This is a genomic window from Prevotella sp. C561, assembly GCF_000224595.1.
Taxonomy (GTDB): Bacteria; Bacteroidota; Bacteroidia; order Bacteroidales; family Bacteroidaceae; genus Prevotella; species Prevotella jejuni.
This window is the reverse complement of the sequence record NZ_JH114141.1, coordinates 146,682-164,128: the sequence shown is the minus strand read 5'-3', so window position 1 is coordinate 164,128 and position 17,447 is coordinate 146,682. Positions and strand designations below refer to the sequence as shown.

Here is a 17,447-nt window from a genome sequence, read left to right as displayed (position 1 = left end):
ATGGCAAGCAAAAGGAAAGGTGTGCTGAAACGCATTTCAGCACACCTTAAAATTCAGAGAGATTATAAAAAAGTTATTGTTACCCTTGTTATGCAGGCCGCTTCACCTTGATAATTCCAACGGAGAGTGCACCGAGGAAGAGGGAAACACCTGCTACAATCATCATATTACTTTGTACGGAACCAACCATCTGAAGTATCACTCCGCCAATAGCAGCGGCGATAATCTGTGGTATACAGATAGTTCCGTTGAACAGTCCGAGGTAAGCTCCCATGTGCCCATAACCCTCAAGTGCATTGGTGACGAAGGTGAATGGCATTGCCAAGATAGCTGCCCATGCACATCCGATGAGGAGGAATGGAATGAACATCATGTACTGATCATGTACGAAAGCTGCGAGAACAAAACCTGCAGCACCTAAGATAAGCGAGAAGGAGTATGCGAGTTTGGTATTCTTGAACTGTGGAAGAACCATTGCCCAGACTACTGATCCTATAGCCTGAATGGCAAAGAGAATACCTACCCAGTTGCCTGCTTCCTGATAACCCTTTGTCATTGTCGCATCATGTGCAAGCATATCAACACCCCAACAGTTGGCTGCTACGGTTCCATTCGTGTATGTCCACATATACATAAAGGCAAACCAGCTGAAGAACTGTACCAAACCTACCTTCCAGAAGGTCGATGGTGCAAACTTTAATAAGGTGAAGACATTAGACTTTGAAGTCTCTTCTTTCTTCTCAACGGTATGGTATTCGGCATAAACCTTTGGTGGCATCTCCTTTACCTTGGCTGTGGTATAGATAACACAGAGGATGAGGATGGCTGCACCGATATAGAAAGAATAGACCACAGAGTCAGGTACTACACCCGATGGAGCCTGGTTGGAGATACCTAAGAAAGTGAAGAAGAATGGGAAAACATAGCCTGCTATAGAGCCAGCGTTGCAGAGGAAGCTCTGAATAGAGTAGGCGAGCGTTTTTTGTTTCTCGTTGACCATGTCGCCTACTAACATCTTAAATGGCTGCATAGCCATGTTGATACTTGTGTCAAGGAACATCAATGAGACGAGACCAAATATCATAGCCGTAGAGACAGCCATACCTAAAGAACCCGCATTCGGCAAAAGGCACATCACAAGAACAGCAACGGCTGCACCTACGAAGAGGAAAGGGATGCGGCGTCCGAAGCGTGTCCACGTCATATCAGAGAGTGTTCCAACAATCGGTTGCACGACGATACCCATTAGAGGCGGGAGTATCCAGAAGTAGCTAAGATTATGAGGGTCAGCACCTAAAGTTGCAAAGATACGAGAGATGTTGGCGCTCTGTAGTGCGTAGGCAATTTGCACTCCAAAGAATCCAAAGCTGAGATTCCAAAGTTGCCAGAAGCTTAAGTTAGGTTTTTGTTTCATTGTTATGTTAGTTTTTGTGCCTCTTTGACTCCCTCTGAAGAGGGTGTACGAAGCTTGTGTTGTTTGTTTTCTTTTGAAGAGAGGACTATTAGGCTTATAAGGCCTATAGGGCTAATATGCCCAATAAAGTCCTCAGCACTCCCCTCCTTCGGAGGGGTTGGGAGAGATTCCCTCACCTTGTTGTCCCTCTAAGGATGAGTCTTGTCCTCACCACTCGTCTCTCCACACGATTCTTAGGAAGTCTTCCCTCCACTTGATCGATGAGAATACTTGCAGCTTCTTCACCCACGCGTACTCCCCGTTGTTCGACAGTTGTCAGCATAGGATCGCAGGCAATGGCACGTTGACCATTAGTAAAACCACAGATAGAGACGTCTTCAGGCACACGAAACCCTAATCGTTTACAGGAATAGAGAATACCGATAGCTGTGTCGTCGTTGACTGCAAAGAACGCATCTGGTGGTTGAGGAAGTTGCATAACGTCTGGAGTAATAAGCTCGGCATCTGCTCTATTGTCGCAGTTCCTTATCAGTTGCTCATCAGGATGCATCCCATTCTTTAGTAGGGCATCGCAGTATCCGTTATAGCGGTTCTTTGCTATTTCCATTGTTAACGAAGTACCATAATAAGCAATACGCTTGCAGCCTATATTAATAAGGTGTGTGACAGCCGTGAAGGCACCCATATAATCGTCAACAACCACTCGGCTGGCATTGACGCCCGTACTGATACGATCGTAGAAGACCAGTGGTACACCTTTCTCTAAGAGTGTTTGGAAATGGTCATACTTAGTAGTATTCTTCGCTTGAGAGACGATGATGCCACATACCTTACTCTCTGAGAAAGCCCGACAAATCTTAACTTCGTTCTCATAGTTCTCTTTGCTCTGTGCAACCATAAGTCGATAGCCACGTGAGGAAGCCTCTTCTTCTATGCCAGAGAGGATAGATGAGAAATAGAAATGGGCGAGTTGAGGGACGATAACACCGATAATTTTCATCGGCTGTACCTTACTCTTGCGCAGACTCTCTGCAAGGATGTTAGGATAGAAGTTATGTTCTTGTGCATACTTCTTTATTTCCTCTCTCTTTTCAGCAGATATTCGAGGGCTGTCTTTGAGCGCACGAGAGACTGTAGCAACGGAGACTCCGAGGTCGCGTGCTATATCTTTCATTGTTATGTTGGTTGAGTCACTCATGCGATTTAGCCTTGTTTTTAGTCTATCACATTGTTTTATATCGCAAATATACACATTTTTTACAAATCTGTTGACCTATATCAATTTATTTATTTTATATTTGTTTGTGCAATCGTTTGCGCTTACTATTTTGCAAATTCAACGCAAAAATAGTATAAAGTAGCTTAATCTCAACTAACTTTGCAGCAGAGTAAGCCCATAAAACGGCTATTAACCTAACTTTGATAGAGCTAAACGAATATATTACTTTAATCAATTTATAAATTACTTTAACAATAACAAAGATGAAGCAGGTAAAATGCAAATTTCCTGTTAGGATGGTGACACTATTATTGAGTCTATTCCTTTCAGTTAGTGCCTTTGCGCAGTCTACGATAAAGGGACAGGTGAAGGATGCTACTGGTGAGCCAATCATTGGTGCTTCTGTCCTTATCAATGGGACAAGTAATGGTACTGTGACCGACCTTGATGGTAACTTCTCTGTCAATGTACAGCCGGGTGCAACTTTGACAATCTCCTACATTGGGTTCCAGAAGCAGCAGGTGGCTGCAGCCAATGGTATGGTAATTACACTTCAGGAAGACCAAGCACAGCAGATGAATGAGGTTGTTGTTATTGGTTATGGTGCTGTTAAGAAGAGTGACCTTACGGGTTCTGTAACAGCGTTAAAGCCAGACAGCAAGAATAAGGGTCTTGTCGTTAATGCGCAGGATATGCTCGCTGGTAAAGTTGCCGGTGTGAGTGTGACAAGCGATGGTGGTACTCCTGGTGGCGGTTCTAATATCCGCATTCGTGGAGGTTCGTCTCTTAACGCATCTAACAATCCATTGATTGTGATTGATGGTGTGGCTATGGACCAGACAGGTATTAAGGGTGTTAGCAATCCTCTGTCACTCGTAAACCCACAGGATATTGAGTCTTTCAACGTTTTGAAGGATGCTTCAGCAACAGCAATCTATGGTTCTCGTGGTTCAAATGGTGTTATCATCATTACAACCAAGAAAGGACGTCGTGGTTTGCAGGTGTCTTATAATGGTAGCTTCACGGTTAGTACAAATTCAAAGAACCTTGATGTATTGTCTGCTGATGAGTATCGTAGTCTCATAGCAAATAAGTTCGGTACTGATCTCTACACCCTCGATTCTAATGGTAATCAAGTTCCAACAGCTTATGCACGCCTTGGCAAGGCTAATACTAACTGGCAGAATGAAATCTTCCGTACAGCTATTGGACATGACCATAACGTAGCTATCTCTGGTCAGGCAGCTAATTGGTTGCCTTATCGTGTAAGTGCTGGATACACAAACCAGCAGGGTATCATCAAAACTTCTAACTTTGAACGTTTTACTGGAGCCCTGACATTGAACCCTTCACTTTTGAACGACCACTTGAAGGTGACGTTGAATGCAAAGGGAATGTGGACTAAGAACCGCTATGCTGATGGTGAGGCAATTAAGGCTGCACGCCAGTTCGACCCAACACAGCCTGTTCGTGCTAATGGATTTGATAATTTCGGAGGTTATTACCAATGGTTAGATATTGGTACAGCACTCAATGACCCTACATGGCCACAGACCTATTATTCGTTGGCAACAAAGAACCCTGTGTCTATTCTTAACCTAAAGAACGACCGTGCTATCAGCCGTGATTTCTTGGGAAGTGCCGATGTTGACTATAAAGTACACGGCTTTGAAGACCTCCGTTTACATGTTACTGCTGGTATAGATATCGCTAAGGGACGTCAAGATACAGATGTAGACCCAGCTTCTCCACAGGCAACCTATTATGGTTCATACGGATGGGAGACACAGTTGAAGCGCAATATGCAACTTTCTGCATACGCTCAATACTACCATGACTTCAATGATAAAGCGAAGAACCACTTCGATATTATGGCAGGTTACGAATGGGCTCATTTCTGGCATAACACGCATAACTCTTATTGGAGCTACTACCCAAAGACAAACAACGATGCGACACTTGCTGGTACAGAACGCAACCGCACCAAGTATGACTATGCGACAGAGAACTACCTCGTATCCTTCTTTGGTCGTGCAAACTGGTCTTTGATGGATGGTCGTTATATGGTAACAGCAACCGTACGTGAGGATGGTTCTTCACGTTTCAAGGATCATTGGGCATTGTTCCCATCATTTGCTTTCGCTTGGCGTATGAACGAAGAGAACCTATTGAAGCAGATTGATTGGTTGTCTGACCTCAAGTTACGTCTTAGCTGGGGTATGACTGGTCAGCAAGAAGGTATTGGCGATTACAACTACTTCGCTGTATATGAGATGAATACAGGTATCGAGTCTTACTATCCAGTCTATGGCGATGGTACGTTAGCACGTCCAAAGGCATACGACCCAAGTCTGAAGTGGGAGACAACTACCTCTTATAATGTAGGATTGGATTGGGGTATTCTTAAGCAGCGCCTTACTGGTAGCGTTGATTGGTACTATCGTAAGACAAGCGATCTACTTAATAGTGCAACAGTGTCAGCTGGTTCAAACTTCCGTAACCAGGTAATGAGTAACATCGGTTCGATGTATAACACGGGTGTTGAAGCAAGTATCCATTGGTTAGCAGTGAACGCTAAGGATTTCAATTGGACAATGGATTACAACTTCACCTATAATTATAATAAGATTACTAACCTTAATGGTGGTAATGATGCAGACTATTTTGTTCCAACAGGTGGTATCTCTGCTGGTACAGGTGGTAATATTCAGGCACAGCATGTAGGTAATGCTGTCAACTCATTCCACGTCTTCCAGCAGGTATATGATAAGAGTGGTAAGCCAATAGAAGGTGTGGTTGTTGACCGCAACGGTGATGGTAAGATTACAGATGCAGATAAGTATTATTACAAGGCACCTGCTGCTCCAGTAACCATGGGCTTTGCTTCTCGCTTTGAGTATCGTAACTGGGACCTCGGTTTTGCCCTCCGTGCAAGTCTTGGTAACTATGTTTACAATGATGCTTTCGCAAGTGTTGCCAATATGTCAAACTCTGAGTTGTTCTCAAAGAGTAAGTATCTTGTTAACCGTCCAACGGACGTCTTGGCAGACAACTGGCAGACAACAGAGACAAAGTCTATACAGACTGATTACTGGGTACGGAATGCTTCATTCTTAAAGATGGATAATGTTACACTTGGTTATAGCTTTAGTAACCTCATGAAGCAGGGTACATGGAATGGTATCTCTGGTCGCGTTTATGGTACAGTGAACAATGTGTTCTGTCTTACTAAGTATAAGGGACTTGATCCAGAGGTATTCAATGGTATTGACAATAACCTCTATCCACGTCCAATATCATTCATCTTGGGTCTGAACTTGAATTTCTAATCCATATTAAAGAGTAGTTACAATGAATAACATTAAATATATATTCTCTGCAGCAGCCTTTATGCTGTCTGTAGGACTAACCTCTTGTGTTGGTGATTTGGATGTTAATCCAATTGATCCAAACCTAAAGACAAAGGTTAATACAAAGGCTGAAAGCGCCTTAAACAAGTGCTATGCCACCATCGCAATGGCAGGTAATGGAGGAGCTAATGGTGATAGTGATGTCGATGGTATAGATGGTGGTACGAGTGGTTATATCCGTCAGTTGTTCAATACACAAGAGCTTACAACCGACGAAGCCATCTGTGCTTGGGGTGGTGATGAAGGTATTCTTAACTTTAACTTCAATACTTACGATGCCTCACATCCTATGTTGAAGGGTTTTTATAGCCGTCTTTACGCAGGTATTACTTACTGTAATCAGTATCTTGCTGACTATGGTGACTATAACGAAAAGATGTCTGCTGAGGCTCGATTCCTCCGTGCTTTGAATTATTATTACCTCTTGGATGAGTTCGGTAACGTACCATTTACGACTGCAATATCGTCTAGTAATCCTGCTCGTATTGAACGTGCTGATCTTTACAAGTGGCTTGTTGATGAACTAAAGACCAATGTTGAGCCTAAGTTAGGCGAACCACAACCAAAGACATCAGCAACTGCTGGCTATGGTAGTGTTGATAAGGCTGCTGCATGGATGCTCTTAGCTCGTCTTTATCTGAATGCTGAGGTTTATACAGGTACAGCTGACTGGGCTAATGCTAAGCTATATGCAAAGAAGGTCATCGACTCTCCTTATAAGCTCTACACAACTAAGAAGGGACAGTGGAGTGCTTATCAACAGCTTTTCATGGGCGATAATGGCGAGAGTGGAGCATCTGTTGAGGCTATCTTCCCAATCCTCCAAGATGGTAAGACAACTACCTCATACGGTACAACTCTTTACCTCATGGCTGGCTCAAATGACAACAGCGAGCATATAAAGGATGCTACTACAAAGGGTAACAACACTGCAGCTGGATGGGGTGGTAACCGCATGCGCCCAGACTTAGTACAGAAGTTCTTCCCTAACAATGACGCTCCTAATATTGGTGCATACGCTATGCCAGCTGCTGCCGATGATGATCGTGCGCTCTTCGATGGTGATGGAAGAAACGTAGATAATGGTAATAATGAAACTGATGTGAAAGTGTTTACCAACGGATTTGCCGTTTGTAAGTTCACTAACTTTAAGACGGACGGTTCTGCTGGCCATAACTCAAGTTTCCCAGATACCGATTTCTTCCTCATGCGTGCTGCTGAAGCTTATCTGATATATGCAGAGGCTGATGCTCGTATGAATGGTGGAACGACAACAACTGATGGTGCACAGTATATCAACGACGTACGTCGTCGTGCGCACGCTACCACTCATACCGCTTATTCTCTGCGTCAGATCTGTGACGAATGGAGCCGTGAGTTCTACTTCGAGGGTCTCCGTCGCACAACACTCATACGTTTCGGTTACTTTGGAGGTAATGTTAACTATAACTGGAGTTGGAAGGGTGGCGTAAAGAACGGCCGTAACTTTGATACTCACCTCAATCTCTTCCCTATTCCTTCATCTGACTTGACTGCCAACGAAAATCTTGTTCAGAACCAAGGATATAATTAAGGTATATGCCAATACTTAGCTGATGGCATACACCAGAAGCTAAGTATTGGATAGAAAGAAGATTGAACAATCGAATAGAACATAAATGATTAAATGATAATTAATATGAAATCAATAATAAAGTCATCATTGTTATTGTGTGCAGGTGTAGCGTTGTTCTCTGCTTGTGACAAGGACTTGGATCATAATCCAACCCTTCAAACACCAAAGACATTTAAGCTGAATACTCCTACCTATGCTGCACAGACTGTTGACCTAAAGGTTGCTGATAAGTTGAACTTCACTTGGTCACAGCCAGAATACGGTGCTCCAATAGCTGCCGAGTATGGTATGCAATTCTCAACTACCAATAAGTGGACTAAATCAGTCGACAAGGTGGTTGATATGGATGCTGAACGTGGCGACTACGCACCAGTAGGAACACCAACAGGAACATGTAGTACGTCGGTTAGCGCAGCCGAACTTGCGACCGCAATAGAGAAGATGGAGCGTTATGAGGAAGGTCATGTGCCAGCAAGTCAAGACCTCTATGCACGTGTTTACTCACTCGTTAATGGCGATACCATCTATTCAAATGCCGTTAAAGTGAACGTTGCTCCTTATTATGTTGAGCTATCTGATGCTCCTGTTGAGACCTGGTATCTCGTTGGTGGTAGCTTCGGTGATGGGTCATGGGGCAATAGTCAGGTTGTACCATTGCTCCCACAGGAAGGTCAGGAGTATGACAAGAAGACGGGTAAGGGCGTTATCTCTTGGACTGGTTATCTGTCAACAGCAGGCTTCAAGTTGAAGAAGAACCCTGCAAGTTGGGATGATGGTCAGGTTGGTCAGGGCGCAAGCTTTGGTGATTTCAAATATAACGATGGCGGCTCATCAGATATTAAAGTGCCAACAGCAGGCTACTATACGATTACATTCGATACAAAGAATCCTAAGTTAAAGATTGTACCTTACACTGGTGCTGCACCTACTGTCTATACTTCAATGGCATTGCCAGGCAAGCACGATGGCTGGACTGTTGCAGGTGGTACACCAATGACAGCAGAGACTTCTGTTGTTGAGAACCACGATTGGAAGGCTACAGTGACATTCACAGAGAAGTCTACTGGTGCTGATGGCGAAGGCTGTAAGTTTGCTGCCAATGGCACATGGGACGTAAATTGGGGTGCTGAAAACTTCCCATACGGTGTTGCAACTAAGGGTGGCAAGAACGTTCGTAACTTGAAGGGAACGTACACAGTTTACTTCAACGATATCACTGGTCAGTATTCTTTCGTAAAACAATAATAAATAAAAGATACCTTTTAGAGGGTGTGTGCCTATGGGCATAACCTTAGGGCACACCTTCTTCTTAATAACAAGAATTGATATGAAGAAGATATTAGTCTTAGCAAGTACTGCACTGCTCCTTGCTTCTTGTGGTAGCAATGAATATGAAGAGTGGGCTAAGCCACAGTCTAATGCTGAGGAGACAGCTAACTCTGTGAAGTTCACTGTAGCTGAAGCACCCGCAATCGACTTCAATACGGTGACTGCCGACTCTGTTCTGCTCTTTACTCCATCAGTTGTTTCAACTGATGCTATTGCTGAACAGACCTTGACTGCCGTACTTTCTAACAACAATAAGACGGCAACCTTGAATGTTAGCGAAGCGGGAAAGGTGAAGAGTACAGAACTGGTTTCTGCCATAGAGAACCTGTATGGTAAGAATGGCGACCAGCATGAAGTTGCCATGGCGGTGACCAATAAGATTAAATTACAGCGTGGCGAGGGCTATAGTCTGTCGCAGAATGTAAAGGCAAAGGTCACTTGTGTTGCTCCTGCCTTCACCCAGTATCTCTATATGTCGGGCGACGCTAATGGTTGGTCATTCAGCAATCCGCTCTATAGTCCAGCTGCCGATGGCAAGTACACTGGCTTTATGTATCTCAATCAGAACGGCTTTAAGTTTGCTACCCAACAGGATTGGAATGGTACTGACTATGGTCAGGATCTTGTAGAAAAGGGTGCTAACATCGTAATGACTGAGCCTGCTGGTTTCTATAAGGTAGACCTTGATCTGACCTCACAAACCATTACTTACACCGCAATCAATAGTGTTGGTCTCATTGGTTCTGCCACTCCTAATGGTTGGAGTTCTGATGCAGCAATGACTTACAATGCGGCTCAAAAGTGCTGGGAACTTGATAACGTAACCCTGACAACAGGTGAGTTGAAGTTCCGTGCGAATAGTGATTGGGTGTTAGACTGGGGTGGTTCTTTGGATAATATCACCTTTAAGGGCGGTAATATCAACGTAACAGCTGGCAAGTACAACATCAAGTTGTATCTCTCTTGTGACAGCAAGTCACACTGCACAATGGAGCTTGTTCCATAGACTCTGAATTTCTAATTATATATTTAAGGTGCGTTGGTTCGTTGTTAACCAACGCACTTTTTTCATGCTCCTTGTGTATATCTGCCCTCGTATCAGATATGTTTCATTCCTGTTTCAGTCTATGAAACTCATCGTCTCAGTACATGAAACGCAGGGTTTCAGTACATGGAACGCAGGGTTTCAGTACATGGAACGCAGGGTTTCAATACATGGAACGCAGGGTTTCAGTACATGGAACGCAGGGTTTCAATACATGGAACGCAGGGTTTCAGTACATGGAACGCAGGGTTTCAATACATGGAACGCAGGGTTTCAGTACATGGAACGCAGGGTTTCAATACATGGAACGCAGGGTTTCAATATATGAAACGCATTGTCTCAAGCCATGAGACCCACAGTTTCAGGCTTTGAGACACAGAGTTTCAGGCTCTGAAACACACAGTCTCAAGTCTTGAAACTCTCATTACCATGCGCTGGTAATGTCGTTATATGAGTTCTGCTTGGTTACAGTCTGGACTTCTCTGCATTGCCAGCACCCGTACCTTTGTATTTACTTCGCTTAGCATTAAAGTTGTAAGTGACGGTCAGTGAGACAGCGCGGGAGTAGTTGTAGCAATCTTTGTCTAATGTTGTTCCATAGCCATGAAGCGTCCATCGCTCACGTTCGGACTTGAAGATATCGTCAGCCGAGATTGTGAATATGAGTTTTTCGTTGCAGAATGACTTGCGAAGAAATATATTGGTCTTTGCGAATCCATTGATGGTTTGGAATCCATCGTACAGCTTCGTGCGTGCTCTGAAGTATATGCTTGCTATGAAAGACTTACTGAAAGCAAACGTGTTGTTTAATGAGAAGATGAAACAAGGGCTGTTCTTCACTAATGTTCCATCGTCTGATGGTGCGTGGAAACACTGCTGCATGTAATGAAACTGTGCTGTTGGATGATATAACCCGAACTTAGGAGAAGCTGAGATACTTGCATAAAGGTTCTCAGAATGGTCGTAGTTGTAGGTTGAAGAGAATGAGATAGCCTGATTATTGTATAGTTTATGAGTCCAGAACATCACGTCTTTGTAGTACTTATAGCCTATCGAGAGACTCAACCAACGATATATCCCGTTTATTTCTACGTTGTGTATCTGTTCAGGATGCAGTTCCGGATTACCCCCTTCATAGGCATAACGATTGTTATACTGTATGAAGTTGCGCAGAGTACGGTAGCTTGGACGATGGATTTTACTGTTATAATTGAGTTGAAAGCTCCACTTCTCGTGATTCCATGATAGGGAAAAGGAAGGGAAGAGATTGCTGTAATGTTTACTGGCATCGTCTTGTTTCACTCCAAAAGAGTAATAGTTGGAGGTTACATGCTCATATCTTAGTCCTGTGTTAAGTGTGAAATTGCCGAAAGAATGGGTATATTCAGTGAATAGCGCATGATACCTCTCCTTGATATTGGTCTCTGATGCCGCTACAATCTGCTCTTTGTTATTGAAATCTCCACGTGAGTTTGTGCTGGAAAGTTCCGTTCCCCAGTATATATTTCCGCCCCATAACGGGTGACTAAGAACCAGTTTCCCTGCCCAGAGGTTGCTGTGTTGATTACCCGTGGAGTGTACTTCACGGTTAGGGAACTCGTTGGAGTGTTCCGATTGGGCATGTCTTTCTTTTGTGCCTATACTCATGTAAGAAGCATTGAAGTCTATGCTAAGTTTTTCAAGCCGTCCCACATAATACAAGTCTGCTTGATGTCGAGCAGGAACACGCACTTCCACGTCTCCTTTCTGTGCTATTGTTCCTTTTAAAGTACCATTCTTATAGATGTTTTGGTTGTTATCTATAGACCCATCCATGTGATAGTCGGTGTAATAACGATAAGTTCCACCGATGGTATTGCTATCATTTATCAAGTAAGAAGCACCAATATTTTCGGAAAAGATATTATGGTTAGCCTTGTATCTGATATGTTGTTGCGCCTCAATATCCTCTCTACTGGTATGTATTTGAGAGCAGAGATAATTCTTCTCTTGGTCTTTATAGTTCATCCAAGTGAGGTTATTGAAAAGCTCCCAGTGCTTAGTTCGATAGGTAAACTTGGTTGCCTCCGAACCTGTCCACTTTCCATTGTATTCTATCCGAGTATCATTGCGAAAGCTAAGACCGTCAGCTTGCCTACGAATAGTTTTGATTCGGATGACAGACTGTACTTGTGCATCGTATTGCGCGCCGGGACTTGTAATGACTTCTACGCTCTTTATGTTGTCAGACTTTAGTTCCGTGAGTTCTTTCATGTCGCTTATTCTGCGATTATTGACGTATATAAGCGGTGTACCCTTGGCAAACACCTGCACATTATCACCATTGGTTGTGACACGAGGGAGCTGTCCTAAGACATCCATAGCTGTTCCTAATTTCGATAAAAGGGAATTTTCGACGTTGATACTCATCCCTCCACTGGTCTGTTTGTATAGTGGATGGGACGTTTTAATGGTCACTTCCTTCAGCTTTAGGGCATCGGGTTGAAGCTGAATGATACCTGCTTGCTCTGTAGAAAAGGTACGATAAACAGGTTTATAACCCACGTAACTAATGCGGGCGATGACCTTTGATGGCTCGAATGGTACTACGAAGATACCACTCTCATTACTAACTCCACCTGATATAGTAGTGGAGTCGACAACAGACAATAGTAGAACATTAGCGTAAGGCACTGGATGTCCAGTCTCATCAATGACCTTTCCTGTCAGATGTCGCCTTGTCTTGTGTGTGCATTCCACCATGATAACGTCTCCGCGACGTGTCATTCGGATGGGATAGAAGCCTATGAGTTGTTCAATAGCATCTGGAACACTCTTGTTCTTGATGTTAGTGGTGATGCGGAAATCCTCTAAGTCGTTGTAAATGAAGTTCACGGTGTATCGGTTTTGCAGTTGGTTTAACTCCTTCAACGCCTGTGCCATGGATACATTATTATATTGTCGACTGATACGTTGGGCTGATACTCCATGCGAGCCGATGAGGAGTAGCAGAATAATAAGAAACTTTTCCATAGCTTTACTCTATTGTTAATGTGTTATCAGAATAGCTAACTTTTACGCGGTCAAAGGCATTCAGCAGTTCTATATTCTGTTGAAGGCTACACTGTCTATCCCATTTGAAGTAGAGACGGATGTGTGTTGATACTGGATTTAGCACTTTCACGTCGACATGATAATATGCTGCCATAGCATCAACGATAGTCTTCAAGGATGTATCCTCAAACACAACTGGTTGCGGAGGAATACTATCTGTCTTGTGAAGGAGTACTCGGTTAAGGCTGTCTGAAACTGCTTTGCGTTCTGCCTGCGCCTTCTTTATAGAGTCTGTAGCCGTTATATGAGGAGTTTTTGGGTGTGTTTCAACCTCCTCTTTACTACCAAAGAAAGGCAGAATACCCAACTGAACTGTAGCAGCAAACGCTAATCCTGATATGAAGATGATACCGATAGTAGATGCCGCAACCCGCTTCCAGTTACGTCTTTGTGGTATAGAATGTTCTATCGAAAAGCGTTCCCACTCGGCATTAACGTCTATGTCCTCCTCCTCATGACGTTTCATAGCACGTTTAGTCATAGCCAGATTGGATGCAAACGAGCTTATCTCCTCATCCGCAAGCAGTGCTTCTATCTCTTTCGTGGTGTATTTCTCAGGATGATCCAGCATGTTGAGGAATATCCTTTGTTTCTCTTCTGATTGCTTGTTGTTCATTGTCTTGCTTGGTTAAGTTGCCTTTTAATGATGTTAATAGCCTCTGAAAGATGGTGATACACAGTTACTCTGCTCACTCCTAAGTCATCGGCAATACGCTGAAAGGGTAGTCCTTGCACATGACGTAGGCGCAGAATCTGACGACGAATAGGTGGCTCTAAATGTTCAATGAGTAGCATTAGGCGGTCAAGTAGGGTTTCGTCATGTTCGGAGAGAATAGTCTCTGCATCATTCAAAAGTAGTTTTGAGGTCCTTTCTCGTATGTCTTTATGTGCAATAATATTCAGGCAACGATTGCGAACAGCCCTTATCAAATAGCCTTCCTCCGTCTCTGGAAGCAGTATTATACCCTCTTCAAAGACCTTGGCAAACACGCCACTCACCACGTCTTTACATTCATCTTGATCGTAGAGAATCCCTTTTGCCACCCGATACATCGGTTGGTAATAACGCTTGAAAAGCCTTTCTATGTCAGTATTTTCATGTATCATACACTATTCTTACAGCTCAGAAGGTGGAAATGTAAAGCTTAACAATGATTTTTATTGTATTAGATTACAAAGGTAACGATTATACTTTAATAAGCTGTTTACTATCAAGAAAAACGTTAAAGTACGCTGTTTGTATATCATTATGACTTATCTTCTCTCTTCAATGGTAGTCTTTTTCGTTATTAGTATACATTGTTCGTTTAAGGCATAGCAGTTGTTATCTATATTATAAGCCTTCGGTAAGGGTGTTACAAGCCTTTTGTAATGAATTGGAATGTTATTTTTTTAATCAAAGTTAAGCATGTTTTATGCAGAAATGGTTGATGATGAGGGTGAGAACCTGATGTTAGTTCTTTACTTAATAAACCTATGTTTAAAGTGCAAACGATTGCATGAAAAATAATGAAAGACGTGTGGTGGGTGGCAATATTATGTATTGAAAATCACTAACTTTGTATTTATCAATAAGAGATAACTAAAATCGAAATCTATATGAAACGTATTTTGACAAGTTTATGTGCCTCTTTATGTTGCATCTGTGCGATGGCACAAGGTTGGCCAAGCAGTTATGGCGGTGTGATGTTACAAGGTTTTTATTGGGATTCGTTCGACGATTCGCAGTGGACAGTGCTTGAAAAGAAAGCCGACGACCTATCGGGTTACTTCGACCTTGTATGGGTTCCGCAGAGTGGTAAGGCTGCTGCAACGAAGTCGATGGGTTATGATCCACTCTATTACTTCAATCAGAACTCATCGTTCGGTACGGAGGCGGAGTTGAGGAGTATGATTACTACCTTTAAGAACAAGCAGATTGGTACGATTGCCGATGTGGTTATCAATCACCATGGAACGAATAATGGATGGTTTGGTTTCCCTGCAGAAGTTTATAAGGGAGTAACTTATCAAAACCTTTCTACGGATGTTTGTGCTGATGATGACGGTGGAGCGGCTGCTACAGAAGCGAGAAAAACGGGCACTCAACTTAGTCAGAACAATGACGAAGGAGAAGGTTGGGGCGGTATGCGCGACCTTGATCACAGGAGTGGTAACGTACAGAAGATTGTTAAGGCATACGAAAACTATTTGCTTAACGACCTCGGATATGCTGGTTTCCGATATGATATGGTGAAGGGATTTGGTGCTTCTCATGTTGGTGATTATAATACAGCAGCAAACGTAAAGTACTCTGTAGGTGAGTATTGGGACGGCAATGCGAATACGGTAAAGGCATGGATTGATGCCACAGGAAAACGTAGTGCAGCCTTCGACTTTGCTTTCCGCTATGCTGTTCGTGATGCTATCAATCAGAATGATTGGCGTGTTCTTAGTGATACAAGACCTACGGGGCTTAATATTGATAATGGTTCTTATAAGCAATATGCTGTTACCTTTGTTGAAAATCATGATGTTCAAGACAGGGGTACGACGAGCGGTTACAGCCCAGATCCTATCCGTAAAGATACGTTAGCAGCCAATGCTTATCTCTTGGCAATGCCTGGAACACCTTGTGTTTTCTATACTCATTATCTTGCTTATCCAAAGGAAATAAAGTCAATGATCGATGCTCGTAAGTTAGCTGGGGTAACGAATACGAGTAGTTATCAGGTCTATCGCTCTTCAAAAGATTATTATGCCAATGTTGTGACAGGTACGAATGGAAAACTCTTGGTCGTTGTGGGTAACAATGCTAACCAACTAATAGTTCCTACTTCACGTTATACTAAGTTGTTGAGTGGTTATCACTATGCTTATTATTTGGCTAATGATGCAGAGATGCCTTGGGTTGATAAGGCGAGTGGTCAGTATGAAGTAGAGAACTTAAAGGTTAAACTAACTGCGGTGTCTGCCAATGCGGGAGCTAAACTTGTTTATACAACGGATGGTAAAGAACCAACGGCAAGGAGTGCGCAGGTGGCTTCTGGAACGGAGATAACTCTCCCTGAGGGTGAAACAACCTTGAAGGTGGCATTGTTGGCAGGTGGTGTAGTGGGCAAGGTTATCACTCGCAGCTATCAGGTTACGGCTCCAGTCCCCTTCACACCAGAGACGATTCGTGTCTATGTGAATGCTGATCAGGTGAATTGGAAGGCATACGTGAATTATCATTCATGGGGTGGTACGCACACAGCAACGTCATGGCCGGGTGATAAGGTTACTTCAAAGACAATCCTGAATGGTAAGACTTGGTTCTATAAGGATTATACGCTCACAAAAGCAGATGACTATGTGAACTTTGTGTTTAGTATTGGTACGGCTTCAAATGCCAGTGGTAATCAAAGTTTAGACATCGAGCGCGTGAAGAAAACGTCTTACCTTGTTATCTCATCAACAAAGGAGAATGGTAAGTATGTAGTCAATAACGTGACGAGCGAAGTTCTTGGTATTGAGGGAGTTGAGGTTGATACTAAACAGAGCAGGGGCGATAAGTATTATTACACACTCTCTGGTCAGCGACTCACAGGTAAGCCTTCACAGCGTGGCGTTTATATCCATGCTGGCAAGAAGATAGTTGTAAAGTAAGTAAAGCTATCATATAAAAAGAGAAAAGCATACATTTTTCTATGTAATATCCTATATTTAGCGGTGTATAAACCTTGAGAAAGTAAGTCTTCTTATCACATTAAGTAGACTTACTTTTTGTTTTATATGTTTTTTCTAACGTCATAGGACACTTCTTTATATGATGACTTCTTTGGTGTTTAGCCCTCCGCACATCGCGTGCTCATGGTTCGCACCATTGGTGTTAGGCGTTAACACCATTGGTGTTAGGCATCAATACGATGGTAAAAGATGGTGGAATAGGGGGGGAGTAGATAAAGTTTTTGATTGCTAATAAGGTAAGATATTGGGTAAATACAAGGTACGCAAGTTCAACATAGAACTGCAATCCCAAGTGCTGGTGTAGCTTAATAATCTATACCTGAAAACACCGAGGGGTTTGGGGGCGAGAAGCCCCCATGAGAAGAAAATCAACAAGCAATGCATAAAAATAAGAAAGGGAGACCTCTGTCTCCCAAAGATTAATTAATTTTGCATTGCAATGTACAAACAATTAACCTCGGAGCAAAGGTACACAATTTCTGTGCTACTCCAAAATAGAACGAAACAAAAAGATATTGCCAAGGCGATAAATGTAAGTGCAAGTACAGTGTCTCGTGAGATAAGACGTAATAGTGGAGTCAGAAGACACTATAATTGGGAAACTGCCCAAGCAA

11 protein-coding genes are annotated in these 17,447 nt (G+C 43.0%); 6 read left to right on the top strand and 5 right to left on the bottom strand.

The window, feature by feature from the left end:
* Window positions 1-88: 88 nt before the first annotated feature.
* Both HMPREF0666_RS03540 and HMPREF0666_RS03535 read right to left on the bottom strand, forming a co-directional pair.
* Entirely contained in the window at window positions 89-1,414 is a 1,326-nt protein-coding gene (locus HMPREF0666_RS03540) for an MFS transporter (RefSeq protein WP_009010948.1), read from the bottom strand.
* 172 nt (window positions 1,415-1,586) lie between these two features.
* On the bottom strand, window positions 1,587-2,612 hold the full coding sequence (locus tag HMPREF0666_RS03535; RefSeq protein WP_009010947.1) for a LacI family DNA-binding transcriptional regulator: 1,026 nt from the start codon (window positions 2,610-2,612) through the stop codon (window positions 1,587-1,589).
* Between the two features lie 284 nt (window positions 2,613-2,896).
* Here HMPREF0666_RS03535 and HMPREF0666_RS03530 point away from each other — a divergent pair, with 284 nt between their 5' ends.
* The 4 genes from HMPREF0666_RS03530 (at window position 2,897) to HMPREF0666_RS03515 (ending at window position 9,993) form a co-directional block, all read left to right on the top strand.
* Window positions 2,897-5,962 (top strand): TonB-dependent receptor, encoded by a 3,066-nt coding sequence (locus HMPREF0666_RS03530; protein ID WP_009010946.1) that lies wholly within the window; start codon window positions 2,897-2,899, stop codon window positions 5,960-5,962.
* Between the two features lie 22 nt (window positions 5,963-5,984).
* Window positions 5,985-7,616 carry a RagB/SusD family nutrient uptake outer membrane protein gene (locus tag HMPREF0666_RS03525; protein WP_009010945.1) on the top strand — a complete coding sequence of 544 codons (1,632 nt, stop codon included), beginning with the start codon at window positions 5,985-5,987 and terminating at the stop codon, window positions 7,614-7,616.
* A 105-nt stretch (window positions 7,617-7,721) separates the two neighbouring features.
* A complete protein-coding gene (locus tag HMPREF0666_RS03520; protein ID WP_009010944.1) occupies window positions 7,722-8,903 on the top strand; it encodes a SusF/SusE family outer membrane protein in 1,182 nt (393 codons plus the stop codon).
* An 82-nt stretch (window positions 8,904-8,985) separates the two neighbouring features.
* Window positions 8,986-9,993, top strand: coding sequence for a DUF5115 domain-containing protein (locus tag HMPREF0666_RS03515; RefSeq protein WP_009010943.1), 1,008 nt, complete (start codon window positions 8,986-8,988; stop codon window positions 9,991-9,993).
* 504 nt (window positions 9,994-10,497) lie between these two features.
* Here the strand turns inward: HMPREF0666_RS03515 and HMPREF0666_RS03510 are convergent.
* The 3 genes from HMPREF0666_RS03510 to HMPREF0666_RS03500 are packed head-to-tail and all read right to left on the bottom strand — an operon-like array spanning window position 10,498 to window position 14,232.
* Window positions 10,498-13,044 carry an outer membrane beta-barrel family protein gene (locus tag HMPREF0666_RS03510; protein WP_009010942.1) on the bottom strand — a complete coding sequence of 849 codons (2,547 nt, stop codon included), beginning with the start codon at window positions 13,042-13,044 and terminating at the stop codon, window positions 10,498-10,500.
* Between the two features lie 4 nt (window positions 13,045-13,048).
* On the bottom strand, window positions 13,049-13,741 hold the full coding sequence (locus HMPREF0666_RS03505; protein ID WP_009010941.1) for a DUF4974 domain-containing protein: 693 nt from the start codon (window positions 13,739-13,741) through the stop codon (window positions 13,049-13,051).
* Window positions 13,738-14,232, bottom strand: a complete 495-nt coding sequence (locus HMPREF0666_RS03500; protein ID WP_009010940.1) for a sigma-70 family RNA polymerase sigma factor — start codon at window positions 14,230-14,232, stop codon at window positions 13,738-13,740. Before HMPREF0666_RS03500 ends, HMPREF0666_RS03505 begins: the two co-directional genes overlap by 4 nt.
* A 492-nt stretch (window positions 14,233-14,724) precedes the next feature.
* Between HMPREF0666_RS03500 and HMPREF0666_RS03495 the strand changes: the two genes are divergently transcribed.
* Both HMPREF0666_RS03495 and HMPREF0666_RS16395 read left to right on the top strand, forming a co-directional pair.
* Window positions 14,725-16,752 carry an alpha-amylase family glycosyl hydrolase gene (locus tag HMPREF0666_RS03495; protein WP_009010938.1) on the top strand — a complete coding sequence of 676 codons (2,028 nt, stop codon included), beginning with the start codon at window positions 14,725-14,727 and terminating at the stop codon, window positions 16,750-16,752.
* Window positions 16,753-17,272: 520 nt separating this feature from the next.
* Window positions 17,273-17,447, top strand: a 175-nt coding sequence (locus tag HMPREF0666_RS16395) for a helix-turn-helix domain-containing protein (protein WP_009010937.1), incomplete at its 3' end; no start/stop codon positions are given.